Source organism: Petrotoga sp. 9T1HF07.CasAA.8.2 (assembly GCF_002895585.1).
In the GTDB taxonomy this organism is placed as follows: domain Bacteria; phylum Thermotogota; class Thermotogae; order Petrotogales; family Petrotogaceae; genus Petrotoga; species Petrotoga mobilis.
Window position 1 is genome coordinate 1 of the sequence record NZ_AZRI01000016.1, and the last position, 21,676, is coordinate 21,676.

Here is a 21,676-nt window from a genome sequence, read left to right on the forward strand (position 1 = left end):
ACACTTTTTGGAAGAGAACCGTTTTTTCTTCATACCGGTTGAGTATTTCATATACTTTAAATCTTTGGCGTCTTCTAAATTGAACAGATTGAGTAAAAAATTTATCCTTTCTTTTAAGTCCTTACCTTTTATACCGTACAAAGTACCAAAGAATTCAAGGTTTTGATAACCATTCAATCTGTAATAAAATGATCTTTCAAATCCTGTTGATAACCCTATCGATTTTCTTACCTTGTACTCATCTTTTTTAATGTTGTATCCGTTAACCCAAGCATCTCCATATGTTGGTAGTATGAGAGTGGAGATGGTTTTTAGAAAGGTAGTTTTCCCTGCTCCATTTGGTCCAAGCAAAACAAATATTTCTCCATTTTGAATGGATAGGTTTATATCTTGTATGGCTTTTATTTCTTTCTTTTTTACTTTAAATATCTTCGTTAGGTTTTGTGTTTTTATCGTTTCCAGAATATCGTCCCTTCATTCATATCTTACGAAAGATGGAAATTAAACAAACATACACTATTTTGCATCATTATCATGCAATAATCATTACCTTTTCGATATTTTTAAGATCACATTTTTATTTATATCGTGGATGCAGTAAATCTCATCCTAAAGATACTACGATTGAACCCTACTTTTCGATTGATTAATCTCTGCCATCATTTCTAATTGCAAATAAGGCTAATTTAATTGTTTTCTCCATTTGCACATTGCCAAGGAAATTTTTTATCCCGACATAGTGTGTTACACTGTGGATTGTGGCAATAATCACAATTTTTAACTGTTTCGCAACCTTCCTTCTCGCCATTTTCTCCACAAGCAGCTAAATATCTGTCTTTATCAAACACAGGTTCATTTATGAATTCCATAATTTCACCACCCCTTTTAAATTTTTACTCCTAATTTTTTATTAGATAATAAAGAAACCATTTCTTTTAGATTGTATTTTAAAGGAATGCATGTGTATGGTTTCCTCCATGGAGAGCCATTTAACCTATCAACAACAACTGCATTAAAAACGCATCCTCCCATACACATTGGAAGTACAGAACATTCCATACATTTTTGATCTTCGAATGGTTCGTAAGTTATCCATTTTTCAAATTTATGGTTTAATTCTATATCTTCTTTTGTTATTTTACCTACAGAAGAAAATTTATTTCCTATCTCTCCCCAACATTTGTAAATACTCCCATCGACATCTATTACACAACTATTTTTACATAAGGCATCACATCTGGCCATTCTTAATCTTCTAAATGGATTGAATGGATAATCGTGTATGAGTGTGATGACTTCTTTGTAAAGTTCTGCTTCCACATTAGCAAATTCTCTCAATGTAAGCATTTCATCATTAAACCCAGTAGATAGTTCTTCCACAACCTCAACTGGTTGAAAATCAAAATCAACTCTCCATCTCTTTTCTGCAAGAATCTTTATCATTTTTTTCACATTTTCTATACTATTTTTAGAGATATTTGTTCTAATGGTTACATACATCTTATCTTGTGCATAGTTTATATTTTCCATAATTTTATCAAAAGTAGGCTTGTCATTTTTAGTCTTTCTATACTTGTCATGAAGAGTCTTATCTCCATCAATTGTTATTATTACTGAGTTTACTCCACAGTTCAGTAGTCTATTGACAATGTCATGAGTTAACAAATAACCGTTCGTTACGACATTCGCTTCATACTTTACGTCGAACTTCTTACACATTTCTTCAAAACCTTTACTTAACGTTTCTAATTCATCAAGTGCAAGAAGCGGTTCTCCTCCATAAAAAGTTATGCTCAATACTTTAGGGTGTTCTTCCTCAAATCTTTTTTCCGTCATATTTAGAATTGTGTTTACAAGGTTTTTGGCTATTTTTGCGGGTTTCTTATCCATTAAAGTTATCAACATTTGTTGATAGCAATAAACACAAGAAAAATTACATTCTTCGGTTAGACTTATCGTGTATCTTAAAAATCTATCACTGTATTTGTAATTGTTTAACCTCATTTTCAAATATGTTATTTCGTCAAATTCATCAGGAATAATGTATAATCCTTTTTTCAACTTTTCTATATCTTCGTCAGATAGTTTTATTTCTTCTATATTTCCACTTTCAAGAACTTCTTTAACTTCTTTTACTTTGTTTGGTTCAACATATAGAATGGCATTTGAAATGCTATTAAATAAAATGAGATAGTTATCTTTTTCTATAAGCTTATTATACCTTGATACTTTCATCTTTTTCCACCGCTTTCAGCTTTCTTTCCATGTCTTTTGTGAAATACCACAATCTTGCGAAAGATTCTAAAGCAGTTTTTTCTTCTGGGCATCCTCTGACTCCTGAATTCACTATAGCATTTCTACATCCTCCAAAACATTGGGGAAGTAACTTGCACTTTTTACATTCTTCATCTTGAAAAGCATCATGTTTATACCATAAAAGATACTTTGTTTTATCATATTCGATGCCATTGCCTGTTACTTTTCCAAAGTCGTTCCCCTCATTTACTGCAACTGTGCAAGGAAAAACTTCACCTTTAGGCCCTATTAAAATAGAAGATTCACAGTCATATTCACAATAAATCGGATTAGAAAGAATAGGAAGAAAAGTTTCAAATCCTTTTTGAGCTGCATAGTAATAGAATTTAGCCAACTTTTCGTAAGAATTTTCTCCTCTAAAATTCATAACTTCATGGTGAATTTCTTTCTCTGTTTCCCCACCTTGAAATATCCATCTAAAATAAATTCTTAGACGGTTTTTGGGAAGAATTTTAAGCGCATCCACCAACTTATATATTGCGTCATAATTATCTGGACCAACGTTAACTCTTAGAGTTATTCTTGCTTCTTTTGTCAATTCGAAGAAATTTTTTATATTTTCAAACAAGGTATCAAACGTTGGTCCTCCACCCTTTAAGGGCCTATACTTGTCATGGTATTCTTTTGGGCCATCAAGAGTTATTTGTACGTTGCGTATCATTAATTCGTCAAATAGCTTGGCTTTTTCAGCTGAAAGTAAGTATCCATTTGTTGAAATGGAAGAAGAAAAATTAGTTTTATATTCTTCACAGGTTTTTATCACTTTCTCATTGATATATTTTATAGTATCAAATCTTAAAAGAGGTTCACCACCAAACCAGCCAATATGTATTCTTCGCTTGCTTTTTGCTACAATTGAAATATAATTTGCAACTGTTTCAGTTGTTTGATCATCCATAGTTGGTCCTTCATGTGTTTCATAGCAATAAATACAATCCAAATTGCATCTCATTGTAGGCATTATTGTGAAACTTATGAAACTAACACCATATCTACTTCTATAGTTCATTGTCTTTAGATGTTGCATTTCATCAAAATTCTCTTCTATTAAATAACCACCATATATAAGGTTATTTTTTAAATCTACATATTCTCTTGACCATTCTTTATTTGGCGATTCCATTATTTCTTTTATTTTATTATATTTTTCTTTATTTACAGTCGCAATAGCTTCTGTTAAAAGATTAACAAAAACAACTTTGTCTCCATCCTCAAAAATAACATTATAATTCGAGTTTTTATATCTTAGCATTCAAATAACCTCCCCTATTATAATGTTTAGTCGCTTTAGAAATTCTAAAACTTAAGTTTTATCAATATTTTAGCATTAAATTTTTTCTTCATGTCAAAAGACCTTTGATTGTTGCCTAAAAAAGCGAGTTCACTGACTTGGATATCATAATTTGATAAATAAAACTTCTGTACTCTATGTTTATCATACCCTTTTCTATATGATAAGCAAGTGATTTTTTTATTGAGCTCAAATATAGATTAGAATATATTTTTAGAGATTACCTCAAAAAAGCTTATGTAAACTTTAATTTCGATGTTTTTTATCGTGTTTTATACTCTGTTTTCGCTTTCCCTTTTTTGATAAGGGTTATGATACAATAGTTTAAAGATAAAAAAGTAACTGTATATTCACTCGTTAACATTGGAACAAAAGTAAATATTATGTTATTTTTAAATAACAATCAGGAAACAAAGCAGATATATTCATAAGGAGATAATTCAAATGCCTTTAAAATTAGTTACTAAGTTATCAACTTGTGGACAGTTTGGAAGGTCATTCATGAACTATCTTGAATCAATTTCTTTAAACGATAAAACAATAACAAACCCTTTGGAATTTGTTTTGTTATATATGATTTTAAAGATTATTACACCAAGCAAAAGGTCAACCACCCCGCCTCTATAGACGGTGGGTGGTTGACCCTTGTTCTTCAACTTTAGCCCTTTTTGATGCATAGGGAATTAGTAGGTAGAATAGAGAAAGGATAGCTATAATGATTCCATAAGAAATTATCAGTTGGTTGATAGATAAAAACAACAGCAAAAGGCTGACAAACATATATCCTATAGGTCTTAGTATGCTGTTAAACATGCTTCTAAAAGAAAAAACTCTACCTCTGTAGTATCGATCAGTCTCTCTTTGCAATATAACGCTTATAATAATATTGTCGTAACCAATCAAAAGTCCCTGAATAAACAATAAAACCGCAAGAATCCAGAAAGAGCTAATTACTCCGATCATTGAGAAAGTAATGCCCAATATTACCCCAAATATCGTCATCCATAAATATTTTCTCTTTACTTCTGTTATAAACGACATCAATATACCGCATACTAAACTTCCAACCGAAGACATTGCTTGGAGAATTCCATATCCTTCAGCACCTATTTTTAATACTTCTTGAGTTATAACAGGGAGTAAAACAAAAAGAGCTAATCCAAAGAAATCTGAAGCACCTTCTAACAATATAAGTCCTTTTATTTCTATCTTTTTCCATGCATATGCGAATCCTTCTTTTATCCCTGTGAAAGTTTTAATCTCTGTGACGACTTTTCCTATCTCTTCTTTGTAGTTTATAAAAATTTCACAAATTGCAGAAGCTATAAATAGTAATCCATTGAAAATTACAACACCTTGTAATCCTAAAAAAGCCACTAATATCCCACCTATTCCTAAACCAACTAACTGAGCAAGCATATTTGCAGAAGACATAAGTGAATTAGCTTTTGACAAATCTTCATCTTTAACTATCAAAGGAATCAAAGTTTGAAAAGAAGATCCCATAAAACTTCCAACGAATTGTTGAACAAAAATAGTTATTGAAAGCATCCAAATATTCAAAATATTCATTTTTAGTAATAAAGCTAAAAATAGTAATACTATACCATCTATTAGAGAAGAACTAACTAATATATTCTTTTTCTTCCTTTTATCAACAAACAATCCTACAAACGGAGCAGTAATAATTATAGGGAGAGCCTGAAAACTCAGCACTACACTAACAGCTGTGGCTCCACCAAGTTCACTTGCAGCTGTCCAAACAACAGATATGAAAAAAATTGATCCCCCAAGAGTACCAAGTAACGTTCCCAAAAATAATAATAAGAAATTCTTATTTCTTAAAAGTAATTCCATGATTTGTTTTTTCCCCCTTATTTTTTCAAAGTTATAAAAAATTATTTACAAATTATTATAACAAAAGTTAGAGAAAATATTTGCTTATAGATTACTTTATTATGTAGAATTTATCTTCGATTAATTAAACAGCTAGATGAAAAGTAATTCTCCAAATTTCCCTTGCTTATATTTTTTCGCTTTAAAGGAATGAAAGAATTCTTAACACTAAAATAAAGTTCTTTCTGATAATTAAGCAAATTATTTAATGTCAATTCATCATTTAAAAATTTGGGTATCCCTATATCATAATTTTTATATAAATCGTCAGAATAATACCTATATATTTTTTGATTATGATCATATTTATTAAAAAAATCTGTACCCGGGAAAGGTGTCGCGAAAGCACAAGAAATTGAATCTAATTCCAAGCTTTTAGCAAACTTAATGGTTTCCCTAATAGTTTTATTGTTATCCCATGGGAAATCAATAATAAAAGAACCAACTACTGCCATCCCCGATTCTTTAATGTTATTTACAGCCTTTAAAACAAGATCAAAACTGTTCGGTTTTAAAACTTTTTTATAAGTATTTGCATCCCCGGATTCTAATCCTAAAAATACTGATTTACACCCAGCTTTCCTCATTAATTTAAGTAAATTTAAATTTTGAGTGTCTACTGCTCTTGCTTCACATTGCCAATTTATTTTATAATTGTTTTTTAGAATGCCTTCGCAAATTTCTGCAACTCTTTTTTGATCAACCATGAAAGTGTCATCTGTAAAACTAATCAAAAATTCCTTTGATTTTTTTAAAGTATGAGTATGAAAATTAATTTCAGCCAAAATATTTTCTGCAGTTCTTTGACGATAAACACCACCCCATATTACTCTTGCATCACAAAAAGAACACTTTGAGGGACACCCCCGTGAAGTTATCATTAAATAAGAATCATATGTCCAATGATAGGGTAAAAATGAATAATCGGGAAAAGGAATATTATCTATGTCCTGAATTAGAGGCCTATCTTCAGTTTTTACCCATTTATTACCACTTCTGAAAATAATTCCTTTGATTTCTTCAAGCTCTTTTTTATTTGAGTAAGAAGTGACTGATGCAAGCTCTTTGAAGGTTTCTTCTCCTTCTCCAATTACCCCTATATCAGCCTTATTTTTATTCATTTCCATTAATGTTAGCTGAAAATGATAGTTATTTTCATTCATCATGGAAGTTGTTATATGAGGGCCTCCAACTATGGTAATAATATTTGGGTTAATTTCTTTTGCGATGCAAGAAATTTTTAAACCATCATGAAAATTTACTGTTTTTAAAGACAGTCCCAGTATGTCGGGTTTAAATCTTTTAATTATTCCTATTATATTATTTTCAAATTGTCTAGCAAGATTAAAATCATAAATTAAAATCTTGTTATTTAAAGTATTAAGGCTTGATGCCAAGTATAGCAAACCCAATGGAGGTTGTATAGACCTATTCCAAGGTGTGATACTATTCAAGGTTGGAGATACCAACAAAATCCTTCTCATTTTTTAACCCTCTCTTTATTTATTGCTTCAAAAATATATCTTTCATTGAAACAATTCATCATAATAGTAATCAAACAACAATTCAAGTATTTTCTTTAACTCGGATTTAATGCAAAAATTATGAAGTGGATTGTTGAATTTATTGATTGCTTCTAAGGTACAACCTCCTCCACAAATGGCTGCATAATTACACTCTAAACAGCTTTTCAGGTTAAAGATTGTTCTATTTCTCCATTTTCTTAATTTCTCCGATTCTAAGCTCAATTCAGGAAGAAAAGTACCTACACTATATTCCTTTCTTCCAATTATATCTGGACAAGCATATATATCTCCACATAAATCTAAAACATAAGTATGAAAATTAGAATCACAATGAGAAAAAATAGGAATATAAGGTTTTTTATTATCTACTACATATTGTATATATTTAGCTCCTGGCCAAGCTGCCAGAGAAATATTATCCTTAATTCCTTTATATTTTTCAAAATAAATTAAAAGTTTTTCTAAAATATGATTTATATTGGCAAAACCAGAGTAATTTCTTTCTTGTCCCAATTCTCCAACGACTGCTGGAGCAATATAAAGGTTCTCATAAGAAAAAATTTTTTCTTTATTACATATTTCTATTAATTCTGGCAAATGTTCTATATTATTCAAATCTAAATTTATTCTAAGATGAACTTTAAAATTTGATTTCAGTAAGGATTTCATATTATTCATTATCAAATCAAAACTTCCTTTACCGTCTTTGAAAATCCTTCTTTTGTCATGTATATTCTTCGGGCCATCAATAGTTATTTGAATGGTATCTACATCATATTTTTTTAATAAATCTATATACTTATGAATGGTACTTCCATTAGTAACGATTTTTATATGTTTAAAGTCCCATATTCGAGCTCTGTCAAGGATTTTTTCAATTTTTTCTTTCATTCCAGGCATATCTATCAAAGGTTCTCCACCAAAAATAGCTAATGCTTTTTCAGCAAATAATTTTTCATTTTTCAAAGCATTCATTGCTGTAAAAGCTTTTTCAATAACTTCGTCGCTAATTATAGAATTATTATTTTTGATTTCATCTTTTTCAAAACAATATGCACACTTAAAGTTACAGTTGTAAGTAGGAACAAGTACAAATGACATGGCTTTTTCACTCATTACTTCATTATAAAGATTGTACATTTCAATAATCCTTGTATATTCTTCTTCAGCCCTTTGGTACAAAAATCCACTTTCCAAAAATTCATCTATAGTAGCTGTTCCTAAATTTTTCAAATCTGCTAATGATCTTTTCTCAAAAATCTTACCGATTTGTGGATTAACAGAAATCATAGCCCCAACTAAAGGATTCCAAAGAATTGTTTTCTCTCTTTTTGATAATTCTATTATTATATTATTTTTGCTAAACTGCATTTTATTAATCCCCCTTTTTCAATTTCATAGTACAAATTAAATCTTTTAAAAAGCAATTATCTTTGTTAGGATGCTCTACCTGAGTTGCATTAATTGAATTATTACCTTTCAGTAGTTATATAGGCTCAGGCAAAAAAGCCTGAGCCTAATTTTCTAACAACCGGAATCACAAATATTCATAATTTCTCTCTTTGCTGTAGAAAAATCCACTCCTGCTTTTTTTAAGAGTTCCTTGTTTTGTTCTTTATTAATATTCCATAGGTCTTTCGGATTGAGTGCTTTCTTAACTTCAATTTCCTGAGTTAATTTCACTTTTCTGCACCTCCTCTCGCTTTCAATTTTATTTTCCTGCAGGATGTTTCCTTTGCGCGCAAATATCTTATTTTTTACAAAAACAATCCTAATTCACAAGCATTCATTGAATCACATCATTCAAGCCTTGAAAGAGAGTTTGTTCAACTGAATTCTTTTGAAAATATTGAAGATGCTTTCCAAGCTTACAACGCTTATATGTTCTTTTATCATAACTTAAGACCACATGGTTCTTTGAATTATATGACACCGAGTGAATTTAGTAGAATCTTTTCTGATGATAATAATTGTTTTAATTGCAAAACTATTTTTGTGAAAAAGTAAGATTTCCTTATTTATTCTCCAATAACAGGGGGTCAGGCCGATTCCTTCCCTTTAATAATACATTCCCAACTTACTAAACACTTCTCATCTTTTTAATCCTTTTCACAAAACTTTTTAAAAAGTTTAAATTCTGCACTTACCAACTTTCTTCGATATAACTTATAATTTCTCCAATTTTAAATCCATTTGTTCTATCTTCTGAAGTATTATCACCTCCAAAAACAAATATTCCCCCCAACTCTAAAATAATGATTAAGAATATTACAATAAGTCTCTTCACTTTTTTCTTCACCCCCATAGCTTATTTTGATAAATAAAACTTCTGTACTCTATGTTTATCATACCCTTTTCTATATGATAAACAAGTGATTTTTTTATTGAGCTCAAATATAGATTAGAATATATTTTTAGAGATTACCTTAAAAAACCTTATGTAAACTTTAATTAAGACAAATTTTATTCTGTTTAATGGAATTATCTTGCATTTTTTACTTTTTATCAATATTATGTTATAATTAATTTTGAGTTACAAACTTCTTTTTTTGAGAAATTCTCTAAGTTGAATTTAAGTAAAAAATAAAAGATGAATGTATCAAAATAGTAAACATTAGATGACTAAGGTGGGTTAGTAAAATGACTCTTCAATCTTTAGTGAAGATAATTACCTATGGACAATTTTCAAGGCCATTTTTGAATTATATTGTTGATTATCTAAAGAATGAATCAACAAAACAACATGAAGAATTTATTGATTACATTGATGTATTGAAATTAAAATGGGATGCAAAATATGAAGAAGCACTTGAAAAAATTGAAGAAGGAATAAAAGGATTATCAAAAGGTGGTTTGTATTATCTTTTTTTAGAACAAAAATTGATTATTTTAAAAAGGTTAAAAGATGTTAAAGAAGTTGAAGTAATATACAAAGAATTAAGAGATAACTTTGGTAATATTCCTCAATATGTTAGAGGACTCGTTGTAGAATCTTTAAGAAACATACGAGAATTGTATTATGACTCCAATGAAAGTATGGAAAAGATTAGACATTGGAGTGAAGCATACGAAAACAATCCTGTTAATAAGGGATTTATCCTTATGGCTGATGCAAGAGAAAAAAAGAATGAAGAAAAATATGTAGAAGCAACTCAGTTAAATATTCAAGCATTTAAGACATTGAAGGATGTTCCACATCCATCTGGGATAGTTCAAGCTTTAAATAACATAAGTTGGTGGTTAAAAGATGTAGATAAAAACATTTCTTTAAACTTTACTCTTCCATTAGGATTTTACCTTGGTTATTATTTTGACGATGATAATTTTAATGTTTTCAATTCACTTGATACTATCTTTCAAGTGCAAAAAGAAAGCAACGATCCAATGATGTATGAAACAGCTTTTATTTTCTCCAAAGTGTTTTCAAAATTGGATTATGAAAAGAGACAAATAATATGGAAAGATTATACAAACACAATTTATGAAGTTAGACGCTTTGTAATTAATATTAAAAAAGGTAATCACAGAAACACAAAGACATTAAGAAACTTTCTAAAACAAGAAATAGAAAAAGAACAAGTTTCTATTAAAGAACTAAACATCTCAAAAAGAACGTTGAATGATTTCTTATCTGGGATAACAAAGCAAATAAAGTCAAATACATTAAGAAACATAATAGACAATCTTGAATTTGAAATAAACAGTTCTCTTGCTATTCCAATAATAAAAGAATTAAAAAAGAAAGATATAGACAAGAAGTTTGAAGAAAACTTTTACAAATTTATGAGGTTAGAGGTAGAAAAGCAACTTTCCGAATTTTTTACTTCGTATCTTGTTCATTATTACAAGCAAGAGGTTAAATTAGAAAGAGTAATTAAAGACATAGAAAGTGGAAGTTTAATCAAAGGAAGATGTGATTATTACACAAGAGAGTTAATAAACTCAATATTTGAAAAACCTTTACAAATAGACATTGATTCATTACTAACAACCAACCAAGAACAAAAAACTTACACAAACAAAGATATAACCTTCAAAGAGCATACCTTTTATTCAGCAAGGAAAATCCTTGTAAAAAGGTTCATGAAAGATTTAAATAAGATACATTTACAAGAGTTTATAGAAAAATACATAAAAGCTGATTCAAAACAAAAAGATATGATAGAAAGGTACATAATGAATTATGGAAGGTATGATGAAATAAAAAACATACCAAAAGAATTAAGACCAAGAGTACCAAAAGAAATCAATGTATTTGTGAAGAAATACACGTTAAAAAGAAGACCCTCAGCAATTTCGTTCTATGTTTTTGAAGGAAAAGAAAGAGAAGAACTTGTTGAAACGTTAAAGGCTTTTGAGCGGCCTGCCGCCCTGTTATTGGATAATAAATAAGGAAATCTCATTTTTTCACAAAAATAGTTTTTGAATTAAAACAAGAATCTGAATTATTCTCGAACATCTTATTAAATTCACTGGAATAAACTTTTTTATTTTTCATGTTCTTACCCCTTACTTTTATTTTATCATTTCCTTCGTTTTTCTCCAATCTCTATTTGGGGTGATTATGGTTTGAGAAGAATCATTAGCTCAATTTACTTATCGATTTATGTTAAAATATATATGTAGGAAAGAATATAGTAGGTGAAAAATATGAACGTTAATAAATGCGAATTGTTAGAATCTCTTTGTAAAAAATATAAAATTGGTTTGGTTTATCTTTTTGGATCACAAAAAGATAAAGCTTTTCAGTTATTAAGTGACGACTCTGATGTTGTCAAAATAGACGATCCTCTAACTGATATAGATGTAGGGGTCGTTTTCTTGTTTGATTTAGAGAAAGTTAAGCATGTATACAAATTATATTCAGCAGTATATAATGATTTTGAAGAGTTTTTTAAACCATATAAGTTAGACCTTGTTTTTTTGCAAGAAACTCATTCTGTGTTTCAAGTTGAAGCTATAAAAGGCATATGTGTATATTATGTGTCAGAAAAGTTTAAGGAAGAATATGAAATGGCAATATTAAGACGAGCCGCAGATTTCAAATATGTTTTGGATTTATACAGAAAAGAAGCATTAGAAAAGTAATAATAAATAATTTTTGAAAGGAAAAGATTTTAGAATGATAAATAAAGATCTTATTAGAGACCGTTTATTGCTTATTAATAAATATATATCACAATTAGAAATGCTATCGCAGTTCTCAAAAGAAGAATTTCTCAGTGACAGTAGGAACCCAGCGGCAGCAGAAAGTTTTTTAAGAAGATCTTTAGAATCTATCTTCGATATTGGCAGACATATATTAGCTAAAATTGGTAACATTGATATGGCTGGTGAATATAAAGCAATTGCTACAGGTCTTGGAGAAAAAGACATAGTAAGCGAACATTTAAGTCAGAAATTAATTCAAATGGCAGGGTACAGAAATAGACTTGTTCATTTGTATCATAATATTTCTGAAGAAGAACTGTATGATATAGTAAAAGAAGACTTGAAAGACTTAGAACAATTTGTTATTTGTATAGAAAAATATCTTGAAAATAATTGAATTAATTTCAAGATATATTTAAGCACTAATTTTTTATAATCTTCTTTTCACACCACCAACTGACTTTCGATGATCTCTTTGTAAACGGCAGAACTTTCTATTAATTCGTTGTGTGTTCCTTCTCCTATTATTTCTCCATCTTTTAATACTACTACCTTATCTGCTTTTCTTATCGTCGATAACCTGTGGGATATTATTATCAACGTCATATCGTATTCTTTTAATTCTTCAAATATCTCTTCTTCTGTTTGTGAGTCTGATAGTATGGTATAACAGCTAAAACATCTTTAACAAAAAATGGTAATTTTTTAAAATATTAATATGGATATCAAATAATGCTATTTTTGTTGACATCTTGGTAATTTCTCGAAGTACTCTTTTTTCATATAAACCAAATAGATTAAGTAATTTTGGATTATGTTTTAGTGGTGATTTATCATAACAATTATATATTATTACAAAATAAAATAAGTTTTTTAAAACTAACAAATCCCAATAAGCATTCTCAATCTCTTCTAACATGGTTCCAATTAATTCCTACTGTCTTTGTTAAATAAAGTCCGTCATAACTTACCTTTTTATTTTTAATGTATTCTCATATTGCATTTAACAAGATTGTTAAACTGTTCTTTTAAAACTATACAAGACATGCAATATTCATTAAGAATGCAATCATTACAAAATTGATTTTGTAATGATTTATCCTCCCAGATTTTTTCCAGTTCAACTATAAAGTGAGACAGTTTTCTATTTTTAAGTGATCCGAGATTGTATTTAGATCGTTTATAAAAAGCTATACAAGGATATATATCTCCTTCTTGAGACATATACATTTTGAATTGGAGACATTTATTCTGTTTCATAAAAGAAATGTTCATAGTTGGTCTCATAAGATTGTTTTTAAAAGGATTTATGAGATCTTCGTGTGGATAATTTTGAATAATATTCTCCTTTCTTATATTTTTTTCGTCTAATATAAATTTATTTGGAACATTAAGAACCAATCGAAAAGGTAAGTTATATTCCTTTAAAAGAATTACTCTATTTTCAATTTCACGATTATATTCAACATTATCTTCAATTATTTGAAATAAAATTTGTAATTTATATTTTTTTAAAACAGAAATTTTATTTTTGTCTAATAGCATTCCATTTGTAATGAGAAAAAAGTTAAGATCAAATTTTGTTGCAATATCCATAAATCCAATTAACTTATCAAATTCCGTTAATGGATCTCCTCCAGTGAGAAAAATCTGATTGCATCCATGATTAGTTAATTCAATCATAAATTTAATAATTGTATTTTCGTTCAGTAAATAATTAGGTCTATAACTATCTGGGGTTTTTACACAACTAATACATGGAAAAAGTCTTGTTTTTTCGCATGCATTACAATCAAGAGAGCAACTAGAAACTAAATTTATATACATCGCTTTTATTTCTGATATACTGTCAGATTCAATTGGTATAGAAGTTCCTGCAGTCCATTCGTCGTGAAAATATTTAATATAAGGCTCTCTTGTAAATCTTATGAGTTTGTTAAGCATTAAAAAGTTTAATGTTTCCTTCCATTTTTCTTTATATATGGTTTCCATATTATTAAGGTCTAACCCGTTCAATGCTTTTTTTAGCATTTCTAAATATTCTTTTTCTACAATAAATATTTTAGAGTTTGGAAAATCTTGAATTACCCCTCTATCATTATTATGAACAAATTTTACACCATATCCTAAACTAATATACCATTTCATATGATTAACCTCCTATGAATAAATCACTTTGATTTCAAGAAGTTATATAATAAAATATTTAATAATAAAAATAATTCTTTGTATTATTAAAAATAAAATTAATAAAATTTATATTGTTATTTTTGATATTTATTTCTAAAATATGTTGGATTATGTATAAGAATTTCTGTCAAGTCTTTTAAATCTTCTGTAGTAGATTTTATCCTGCTTTCACAAAAAACTTCTGGTCTCTCAAAGAGTCTTTTTGTGGCAAAGGTTGCATAACATCCTCCGCATACTCTGCTTATAGGACAGTTCCCACATTTTGTTAAAATTTCTTCATCATATTTTTTCATCAGCCGCAATATTTTGTTTAAATCTAATCCTGAATATATATTGCCTATAGAAAAATGACTATTTATTTTTTCACATATATGAATTCTCCCTTCAGTGTCTACATATATTTTATCTCCAGGTATACAAGTTCCTGTAAATGAAGTAAAAAAAGTATTATTACAATAAAATTTAAATCTATTGTAGAGTGAAAAAAGGGAAGTTCCAAATAGTAAATCAGAATAACGGGAAGTCTTTTCACCAGATTTTATATTTTCAATGTATTGTTTCTTCTTACAAAAATATGTTTTTATAAAATTATTTTTTTCTTGTAAACTGAAACGCTTATAATAAGAAGAGAATAAAGGCTCAACCATGCTTACTCTTATAAGCGAAGGGAGATCTACATTTTCAAAAAATTCCTCCGCCTTATAAATATTGGTGCCAAAGTCATAACAAGCAAGGAGATTAAGATTCTTCCACAGCGTGGGATATAATTCTCTAATCTTCATCAGATTGTTAAATATCTGATCAAAACTTCCTTTATTTTCACTGAAAACTCTATTTCTATCATGTTCTTCTTTTGGACCATCTAAACTTATCGACACATAGAAATCCTTTACTTTTGCTATATATCGAATCACCTCACTTGATAGTAATGTGCCATTAGTCGTTATATTAAACATGGGATCATAGAAGTTATATTTTTTTATTACGTACTCTACTATCTTTGTAATTAACTTAAATTCAAGCAATGGTTCTCCACCATAGAAAGTAAAAGTAGGCCTTTTTTTAGGATTATATTGAAACACTTTTATGAAATAGTACATATATAGGTCTATCGCTTTCTTTGCAATCTCAAATGTCATTATTTTCTTACTATAATTACGATGATATGGATATTTATCTGAATATATGCAATATTTGCAACGTAGATTACATTGCTCGGTTATCTCAAATATTAGTTGTTTCATTCCAAAATTTTCAATATGATTTTTAATATCTTCTATAGTAAGTTTTTTCTTACCCTTGTAGCTGATTGATTTGCAAGTATTATCATACTTTTTGAGAAAGGAATCATAGTATTGCATATTATAATCATGGAAGATATCCCTTTCTAAAGATTCACTTTTTCTTTCTCCACTAATTATATTTAATAGAGACTCATCAATATTAAAAATTAAACCTGAATCATTATCATAGATATATAAGTTTTTTTCATTAATCTGAAATCTTAGAAAATTAGACATTTTGTTCACTCCAATTGTTTGACTTTAACATCAAATTTATCGTTCTATTGCATATATCAGTAAAATAGTCGGAGTGGTCTATTATTATGCATATTTTTTCACATAATTCTGTATCTATAAACGATTTAATTAACTCTTTTGTTTCTTTATCTAAATGTGCAGCCGCTTCATCAAAGATAAATAAATCGGAAGAATCTGATTTTATAAGTGCTCGCGCTATTGCTACTTTTTGTATTTCTCCTCCAGAAAGCTTTATCCCATTTTCCCCTACTAAGGTCTTATCCTTTAAAGGAAGGTTATCTACAAACTGCTTTAACCCAGATTTTTTTAGTGCTGTCTCGTATTTTTCCTCACTTACGTCCCCTGCTATTTTTATATTGTTCTCTATGGTATCGTTGAATAAGAATATCTTCTGTGAAACTATTGATATTCTACTTCTTAAAGATCTTTTTGAAAGTTTTTTCAAGTCTATAGAATTTATTAAAATTTCACCGTCATAATTGTCATATAAACCTAATATCAATCTTATGATTGTAGACTTTCCACTACCATTGGGTCCTTTCAAAAGTAATTTATCCCCTCTTTTTGCTTTTAAATTAAAATTATTTAAAACAGTTTCTTTCCCATCAGGATAGCTAAATGTCACATTTTTCATTTCAATCATATTTATTTCGTTTATTTTTATTTTATCGGATGTTTCACTCTCTTGAGGATACTTTAAGAAGAAATTCTTGATTCTATCAAGAGCTACAAAAGCTGGTTTGAAAGTAAACATACTTAAATTCCAATTGATTACTGGGGCATATAATTTTCCAAAATATCCGACAAATGCCATATAAGTTCCTATTGATAAACTTTCTTGGAGGACACCTTTTCCACCTATATAGAGAAGAAGAACACTTACAATTGAAGAAAGAAGAATAATAACTTCGGAGCCAACCGATAATAGGATACTGTATTTTATCGAAGATTTTACATAATCTTTATTGATTTTGTTTATCTTTTCAGTTTCTTTATCTTCTAAATTCATTCTCTTGATTTCTTCAACTCCACTTACTGACTGCTGAAATTTACCATGAAATGTAGCTGCTTTTTCCATTGTTTGACTTGTGAGTTTACCAAAAGCATTTTCAAAGGTTTTTGTGATTAAATAGAATACAGGTATTATTAAGACTAAAATTAGAGTTAACTTAACGTTCATTAAAAACATGATTATCATTGCTCCTATGAATTCAAAAATGCTCAGAATCAACTTGAAACTTTGCATAGAAAATAATGGACTTAAAGAATCAACTTCTCCAAATCTTGAAACAATGTAACCACTTTCACTGTTCGAAAAAAATTCTAATGGTAATTTTATAATGTGATTTGTCAAATCTTTTTTTATTTCTAATAAAGTGTTCTGACTAACTATGGTGAAAAGTGCCGAACTTAAATAATTAAATGTGCTTTTTAAAATATAAATTACAACAAGCATTAAAACGTATTTTGTCAGAATACTCAAGTTTTTCATCATTATTCCTTCATCAAAAGCTAACTTGGTAACATAGGGAGGCAAAAGAGAAATTAACGATAAGCCAATTAAAAAAAGAAATGATATAATAAATAATTTTATTTTTGGTTTTATGTAATTAAAAACAAATTTCACAAATTGAGTATTTTTCACATTCATGTTTCTTGGGCCTCCTTTTAGATAAACTGACTTTGGAGAGAGAGAAGGAAAGTATTTTGATTATACTCACCTTCTCTTATTTATTTACTTACTCAATTGACTGTTCATTTAACTAATCATAAGAGTAGAATTTTATTAAATAAAAGAAGCTGAAGCTAAACTAGTTTTACTACCAGAGGTTGAGCCTGCAACATCAGCAATAGGTACTGGGCCATCTGCAATACATATAAGACATACAGCTAAACATCCTGACCCACAAACAATCCAGCATCCAACACCGTCCGGATTCATTTCTTTCATACTATTCACCCCCTCGTATAATAGTAAATTGAGAAACACATTTTTCCTTGGTTCTAAGATAGCCTTTTTCTTTTGTTTTTTATTCTTTTAATTTTTTTATTCTTCTTTGAAAAGAGGTATCCAAATGCTAGAATTAAGATACGACTCATCTAGTGAAGGAAGATTCTAGATTCTCCTTGCAAAACCCTTTGGGTTGTTGCCTGAAAAAGCGTGCTTCCTGACTTGGCTGTCATTGCTGCCTACTTCAATTACTGCATCTCTTTGATTAGGTCAACAGCAAGACTATTTTTCAAAGATGGATGCCAATCACGAGGTTTCAGTCAGCTGCCAAGATTAGGATACCTCTTTCACTGTTTCTTTTACCCTTTTGTTTATTGTCTTAATCCTAAGACTATTTCTAATCATAGAAAGTCTTTTGTCGATATGGATAAAACCGATCCTTTGGATGCTTACGTTATCGCCGATTTCGCTAGATGTGGCAAGATTTCTTCTTCTCCTTGGCGTGGTTCTCAGTTCTTAGCTTTGAAAAGACTTACTCGCCATAGGTTCCATTTGGTTCAATTGATGAGTCGTGAGAAAGTTTATAGCGAATAACTCCTATCGTTTGGATGAGGTGTTGTATGAACCTTTGAATATCGCTATTTCCTCTTCTCTTAACGTTATTAAAGCTTTGGAGAACGAGATTAAATTAGTTGATAAGGCTATTGAGAAAACTATCAAAGGACTTAATCCTAATGAGTATATCTGTCTTATTTCTATTCCTGGTATCGGTCCTGTTATCGCTGCGGGTATCTTAGCTGAGATAGGTTCTGTTACTTTTTTCAATTCTAACAATTCTTTGGCTAAGTTCGCTGGTTTGACTTGGCAATCTTTTTCCTTTTTACCCCTTGACTTTTTACCAATTAGCTCTTACATAATATATATGCTCTAAAATCTAAATTAAGCAGCAACTCCAGCGGCAAAAATAGCTTTAGCTCCGGCCGTAAGTCCTACAGAATCAGCAACTGGAATAGGGCCATCAGCGACGCATATAAGACATGGAAATAAGCAACCCGCACATGCTAAACAACCTATTCCTTCAGGATCAACATCAATTTCTGCCATATTAATTCACCCCCTTGTATAATAATTAAATTGCGAAACGCATTCTTTCTTGGTTTTAAAATGGTTTTTTCTTTTGTTTTTATTCCTTTTTAATTTTTTAAGATATGACTCATCTTGAGAATGAAAATCCTCTACCTTCTACAAAACTTTGGGTTGTTACATTAAAAATGTGCTTTCTGATTTAACATATTATCTAGTTCAACTAGTATATATCTTTGATTAGGTCAAAAGCAAGACTATTTTTCAAAGGTAAATGCTAATCAAAAGGGTTCAATCAGAAACTAAGATCTGGTAACTATACTTCCAAGAATAATAGAATGATTAAAACAGGTAATCATAAAGTTTAAAATACATACTTACCAACTTTCTTTAATAATATTCATCATAGCTCCAGTTTCCAACATATTTGTTTTAACAGCGTCCTTATCATCTCCTCCAAAAGTAATTATTCCTAATGAAAACATCACCATCATGATTACTATAACAAGCACCTTTTTCATTTTTGAGCCCCCCACATAATTTAAGATAAACCTCCCTTCACTATTTATAATACTCTTTTCCATATGGTTTTCAAGTGTTTTGTCAACTTCTAAAATGCGCATAAACAAAGGATTGTTATTTTTGAATTTTTAAAAATAAATGTTACAACTTCTCGTTTTTTACATTTCATCTTCTCCTACTTTTGCTTTATGTCAAGAATAATAAAGGTTATGATATAATAATCTTTGTAATAAAAAATACGCTGTTTCTACAAGACGTTAACATTATAGGAAAAGCAATCCTAAGTAACTTTTAGGTGCCGATTCAGTAACTAAAAGATTATATATCGGTTGGGGGGGGAATTAGAGATGAATATAAAAGATATTGTAGAAATACTCAACTTTGGTCAGTTTTCAAAACCGTTTTTAAATTATATGGGTGAGTATTTGAAAAATGAATCAATAAAACAACATGAAGATGTTATTAATTACATTGATGTATTAAAATTAAAATGGGCTGCAAAATATGAAGAAGCACTTGAAAAGATAGAAAAGGCAATAACGTTATCTAAAAAAAGAAGCATTGATTATTTGCTTTTAGTGGAAAAGATGGATGTATTGGTTAAATTTTCAAAGGAGAAAGAAATTAAAGAAACTTTCTATGAGTTAAGAAACGGGTTCTCTAAACTTCCAAGGTATCTTAGAAGAGTCGTTGTAGAATCTTTAAGAAACATACGAGAATTGTATTATGAATCCAATGAAAGTATGGAAAAGGTTAGACATTGGAGTGAAGAATACGAAAACAATCCTGTTGATAAAGGATTTATCCTCATGGCTGATGCAAGAGAGAGAAAGAATGAAGGAAGATATGAAGAAGCGACTCAGTTAAATATTGAAGCATTTAAGGCATTGAAAGATGTTCCTCATCCATCTGGAATAGTAGGATCATTAAATAACATAAGTTGGTGGTTAAAAGATGTAGATAAAAGTATCGCTTTAAACTTTAGCTTAGGATTGGGATTTTACCTTGGTTATTACTTTGACGATGATAATTACAAAATTTTCAATTCACTTGATACTATCTTTCAAGTACAAAAAGAAAGCAACGATCCAATGATGTATGAAACAGCGTTTATCTTCTCAAAGTGTTTATCAAAGGTTGATAAAGAAAGATACAACATTTTAAAAAAGCGGTGTGGAGAAAGTATCAATCAGTTAAAATACTGTGTTTTTAATTTAGATAACAATTATTATTTAAACACAAAGACGTTAAGAAATTTCATAAAGCAAGAAATAGAAAAAGGGCAAGTTCCTATTAAAGAACTAAATATCTCAAAAAGAACGTTGAATGATTTCTTGTTTGGAAAAACAAAGCAAATAAAGCCAAATACATTGAGAAAGATAATAAACACCCTTGAGTTTGAAATAAACACCTCTCTTGCTATTCCAATAGTAAAAGAGTTAAAAAAGAAAGATATAGACAAAAAGTTTGAAGAAAACTTTTACAAATTTATAAAGTTAAAGGTAGAAAACCAACTTTCTGAATTTTTTACTTCGTATCTTGTTCATTATCACAGGCAAGAGGTTAAATTAGAAAAGGTGATTAAAGAGATAGAAAGTGAAAGTTTAATAAAAGAAAGATGTGATTACTACACAAGAGAGTTAATAAACTCAATATTTGAAGAAACTCCAAAGATAGATGTTGATTCATTACTTACAAACAACCAAAGACTAAAAACATTCACAAACAAAGATATAACTTTTAAAGAACATCCTTACTATTCAGCAAGGAAAATCCTTGTAAAAAGATTCATGAAAGACTTAAATAAAAAGAATTTAAAAGAGTTCATTGAAAATTACATTGGACTTGATACAAAACAAAAAAAGACAGTAGAAAAGTTCATAATGAATTACGGTAGGTACTATGATTTGAAGGATATCCCCAAAGAATTCACACCGAAAGTACCAAAAGAGATTGATCCATTCGTGAAAAAGTATACGTTGAAAAGGAAACCTTCTGCTATTTCTTTTTATGTTTTTGAAGGGGAAGAGAGAGAAGAGTTTGTGGAAATTTGCAATAATTTTTAATTGAAAAGACTCACATTAGATGTCCGTAAAAAAGATTGGTTATCTCATAGACATAAATACCTTCAAACCAATTCCTTATTTGAATGACAATTAATTAAGATATAACTTTCACTCCAGATTCATTAACCCCTATTTTCGGTAAA

General features: G+C 29.2%; 23 protein-coding genes and 1 pseudogene. 8 read left to right on the forward strand and 16 right to left on the reverse strand.

Going from position 1 to position 21,676, the window contains the following annotated elements:
* The 4 genes from X925_RS03900 to X925_RS03915 all read right to left on the reverse strand — a co-directional run.
* On the reverse strand, positions 1-465 hold a 465-nt coding region (locus X925_RS03900; protein ID WP_158245406.1), incomplete at its 3' end, for an ABC transporter ATP-binding protein.
* 221 nt (positions 466-686) lie between these two features.
* The gene (locus tag X925_RS03905; RefSeq protein WP_113074491.1) at positions 687-869 is read right to left on the reverse strand and encodes a hypothetical protein; all 183 of its coding nucleotides are present in this window, start codon (positions 867-869) and stop codon (positions 687-689) included.
* A gap of 16 nt (positions 870-885) precedes the next feature.
* Positions 886-2,235 carry a radical SAM protein gene (locus X925_RS03910; RefSeq protein WP_113074492.1) on the reverse strand — a complete coding sequence of 450 codons (1,350 nt, stop codon included), beginning with the start codon at positions 2,233-2,235 and terminating at the stop codon, positions 886-888.
* Entirely contained in the window at positions 2,216-3,568 is a 1,353-nt protein-coding gene (locus tag X925_RS03915) for a radical SAM protein (protein WP_113074493.1), read from the reverse strand. Before X925_RS03915 ends, X925_RS03910 begins: the two co-directional genes overlap by 20 nt.
* A 483-nt stretch (positions 3,569-4,051) precedes the next feature.
* On the opposite strand from X925_RS03915, the gene X925_RS03920 reads away from it, so the two are divergent.
* Entirely contained in the window at positions 4,052-4,234 is a 183-nt protein-coding gene (locus tag X925_RS03920; RefSeq protein WP_113074494.1) for a hypothetical protein, read from the forward strand.
* Here X925_RS03920 and X925_RS03925 read toward each other — a convergent pair.
* The 4 genes from X925_RS03925 to X925_RS10235 all read right to left on the reverse strand — a co-directional run bounded on the left by X925_RS03925 (position 4,229) and on the right by X925_RS10235 (position 8,712).
* The gene (locus X925_RS03925) at positions 4,229-5,464 is read right to left on the reverse strand and encodes an MFS transporter (protein ID WP_113074495.1); all 1,236 of its coding nucleotides are present in this window, start codon (positions 5,462-5,464) and stop codon (positions 4,229-4,231) included. The two genes, X925_RS03920 and X925_RS03925, sit on opposite strands and share 6 nt — an antisense overlap.
* 110 nt (positions 5,465-5,574) lie before the next feature.
* Positions 5,575-6,987, reverse strand: a complete 1,413-nt coding sequence (locus X925_RS03930) for a radical SAM protein (protein WP_113074496.1) — start codon at positions 6,985-6,987, stop codon at positions 5,575-5,577.
* A gap of 42 nt (positions 6,988-7,029) precedes the next feature.
* Positions 7,030-8,400 carry a radical SAM protein gene (locus X925_RS03935; RefSeq protein WP_121959180.1) on the reverse strand — a complete coding sequence of 457 codons (1,371 nt, stop codon included), beginning with the start codon at positions 8,398-8,400 and terminating at the stop codon, positions 7,030-7,032.
* A gap of 153 nt (positions 8,401-8,553) precedes the next feature.
* Complete coding sequence (locus X925_RS10235; RefSeq protein WP_158245400.1) at positions 8,554-8,712, reverse strand: hypothetical protein; 159 nt, start codon at positions 8,710-8,712, stop codon at positions 8,554-8,556.
* A gap of 78 nt (positions 8,713-8,790) precedes the next feature.
* Between X925_RS10235 and X925_RS03940 the strand changes: the two are divergent.
* A pseudogene (locus X925_RS03940) lies at positions 8,791-9,036 on the forward strand (integrase core domain-containing protein); the annotation flags it as partial.
* Positions 9,037-9,172: 136 nt separating this feature from the next.
* Here X925_RS03940 and X925_RS10240 read toward each other — a convergent pair.
* Positions 9,173-9,316 (reverse strand): hypothetical protein, encoded by a 144-nt coding sequence (locus X925_RS10240; RefSeq protein ID WP_158245401.1) that lies wholly within the window; start codon positions 9,314-9,316, stop codon positions 9,173-9,175.
* Between the two features lie 353 nt (positions 9,317-9,669).
* Between X925_RS10240 and X925_RS03945 the strand changes: the two genes are divergently transcribed.
* The 3 genes from X925_RS03945 (at position 9,670) to X925_RS03955 (ending at position 12,577) form a co-directional block, all read left to right on the forward strand.
* On the forward strand, positions 9,670-11,421 hold the full coding sequence (locus X925_RS03945; RefSeq protein ID WP_121959181.1) for a hypothetical protein: 1,752 nt from the start codon (positions 9,670-9,672) through the stop codon (positions 11,419-11,421).
* Between the two features lie 258 nt (positions 11,422-11,679).
* The gene (locus tag X925_RS03950) at positions 11,680-12,117 is read left to right on the forward strand and encodes a nucleotidyltransferase domain-containing protein (protein WP_113074959.1); all 438 of its coding nucleotides are present in this window, start codon (positions 11,680-11,682) and stop codon (positions 12,115-12,117) included.
* A 34-nt stretch (positions 12,118-12,151) separates the two neighbouring features.
* On the forward strand, positions 12,152-12,577 hold the full coding sequence (locus tag X925_RS03955; RefSeq protein ID WP_113074958.1) for a DUF86 domain-containing protein: 426 nt from the start codon (positions 12,152-12,154) through the stop codon (positions 12,575-12,577).
* A gap of 47 nt (positions 12,578-12,624) precedes the next feature.
* Here X925_RS03955 and X925_RS03960 read toward each other — a convergent pair whose 3' ends face one another.
* The 5 genes from X925_RS03960 to X925_RS10245 form a co-directional block, all read right to left on the reverse strand.
* Positions 12,625-12,786, reverse strand: a complete 162-nt coding sequence (locus X925_RS03960; RefSeq protein ID WP_233187731.1) for a hypothetical protein — start codon at positions 12,784-12,786, stop codon at positions 12,625-12,627.
* A 375-nt stretch (positions 12,787-13,161) separates the two neighbouring features.
* Positions 13,162-14,328, reverse strand: coding sequence for a radical SAM/SPASM domain-containing protein (locus X925_RS03970; RefSeq protein ID WP_113074484.1), 1,167 nt, complete (start codon positions 14,326-14,328; stop codon positions 13,162-13,164).
* Positions 14,329-14,444: 116 nt separating this feature from the next.
* Positions 14,445-15,890, reverse strand: a complete 1,446-nt coding sequence (locus X925_RS03975; RefSeq protein WP_012208516.1) for a radical SAM protein — start codon at positions 15,888-15,890, stop codon at positions 14,445-14,447.
* Positions 15,883-17,562: an ABC transporter ATP-binding protein gene (locus X925_RS03980; RefSeq protein ID WP_012208517.1), complete on the reverse strand. Its 1,680-nt coding sequence runs from the start codon at positions 17,560-17,562 to the stop codon at positions 15,883-15,885. Before X925_RS03980 ends, X925_RS03975 begins: the two co-directional genes overlap by 8 nt.
* Before the next feature lie 135 nt (positions 17,563-17,697).
* Positions 17,698-17,862 carry a huazacin family RiPP peptide gene (locus X925_RS10245; protein ID WP_158245402.1) on the reverse strand — a complete coding sequence of 55 codons (165 nt, stop codon included), beginning with the start codon at positions 17,860-17,862 and terminating at the stop codon, positions 17,698-17,700.
* Between the two features lie 423 nt (positions 17,863-18,285).
* Between X925_RS10245 and X925_RS10395 the strand changes: the two genes are divergently transcribed.
* Both X925_RS10395 and X925_RS03990 read left to right on the forward strand, forming a co-directional pair.
* The gene (locus tag X925_RS10395) at positions 18,286-18,456 is read left to right on the forward strand and encodes an IS110 family transposase (RefSeq protein ID WP_231282479.1); all 171 of its coding nucleotides are present in this window, start codon (positions 18,286-18,288) and stop codon (positions 18,454-18,456) included.
* Positions 18,434-18,793, forward strand: a complete 360-nt coding sequence (locus X925_RS03990) for a transposase (protein WP_121959183.1) — start codon at positions 18,434-18,436, stop codon at positions 18,791-18,793. Before X925_RS10395 ends, X925_RS03990 begins: the two co-directional genes overlap by 23 nt.
* A gap of 8 nt (positions 18,794-18,801) precedes the next feature.
* Here the strand turns inward: X925_RS03990 and X925_RS10250 are convergent, their stop codons facing one another.
* Positions 18,802-18,966 carry a huazacin family RiPP peptide gene (locus tag X925_RS10250; protein WP_158245403.1) on the reverse strand — a complete coding sequence of 55 codons (165 nt, stop codon included), beginning with the start codon at positions 18,964-18,966 and terminating at the stop codon, positions 18,802-18,804.
* A gap of 356 nt (positions 18,967-19,322) precedes the next feature.
* Positions 19,323-19,466 carry a hypothetical protein gene (locus X925_RS10255; RefSeq protein ID WP_155811045.1) on the reverse strand — a complete coding sequence of 48 codons (144 nt, stop codon included), beginning with the start codon at positions 19,464-19,466 and terminating at the stop codon, positions 19,323-19,325.
* A 348-nt stretch (positions 19,467-19,814) separates the two neighbouring features.
* Between X925_RS10255 and X925_RS03995 the strand changes: the two genes are divergently transcribed.
* On the forward strand, positions 19,815-21,533 hold the full coding sequence (locus tag X925_RS03995; RefSeq protein ID WP_121959184.1) for a hypothetical protein: 1,719 nt from the start codon (positions 19,815-19,817) through the stop codon (positions 21,531-21,533).
* Positions 21,534-21,676 lie beyond the last annotated feature (143 nt).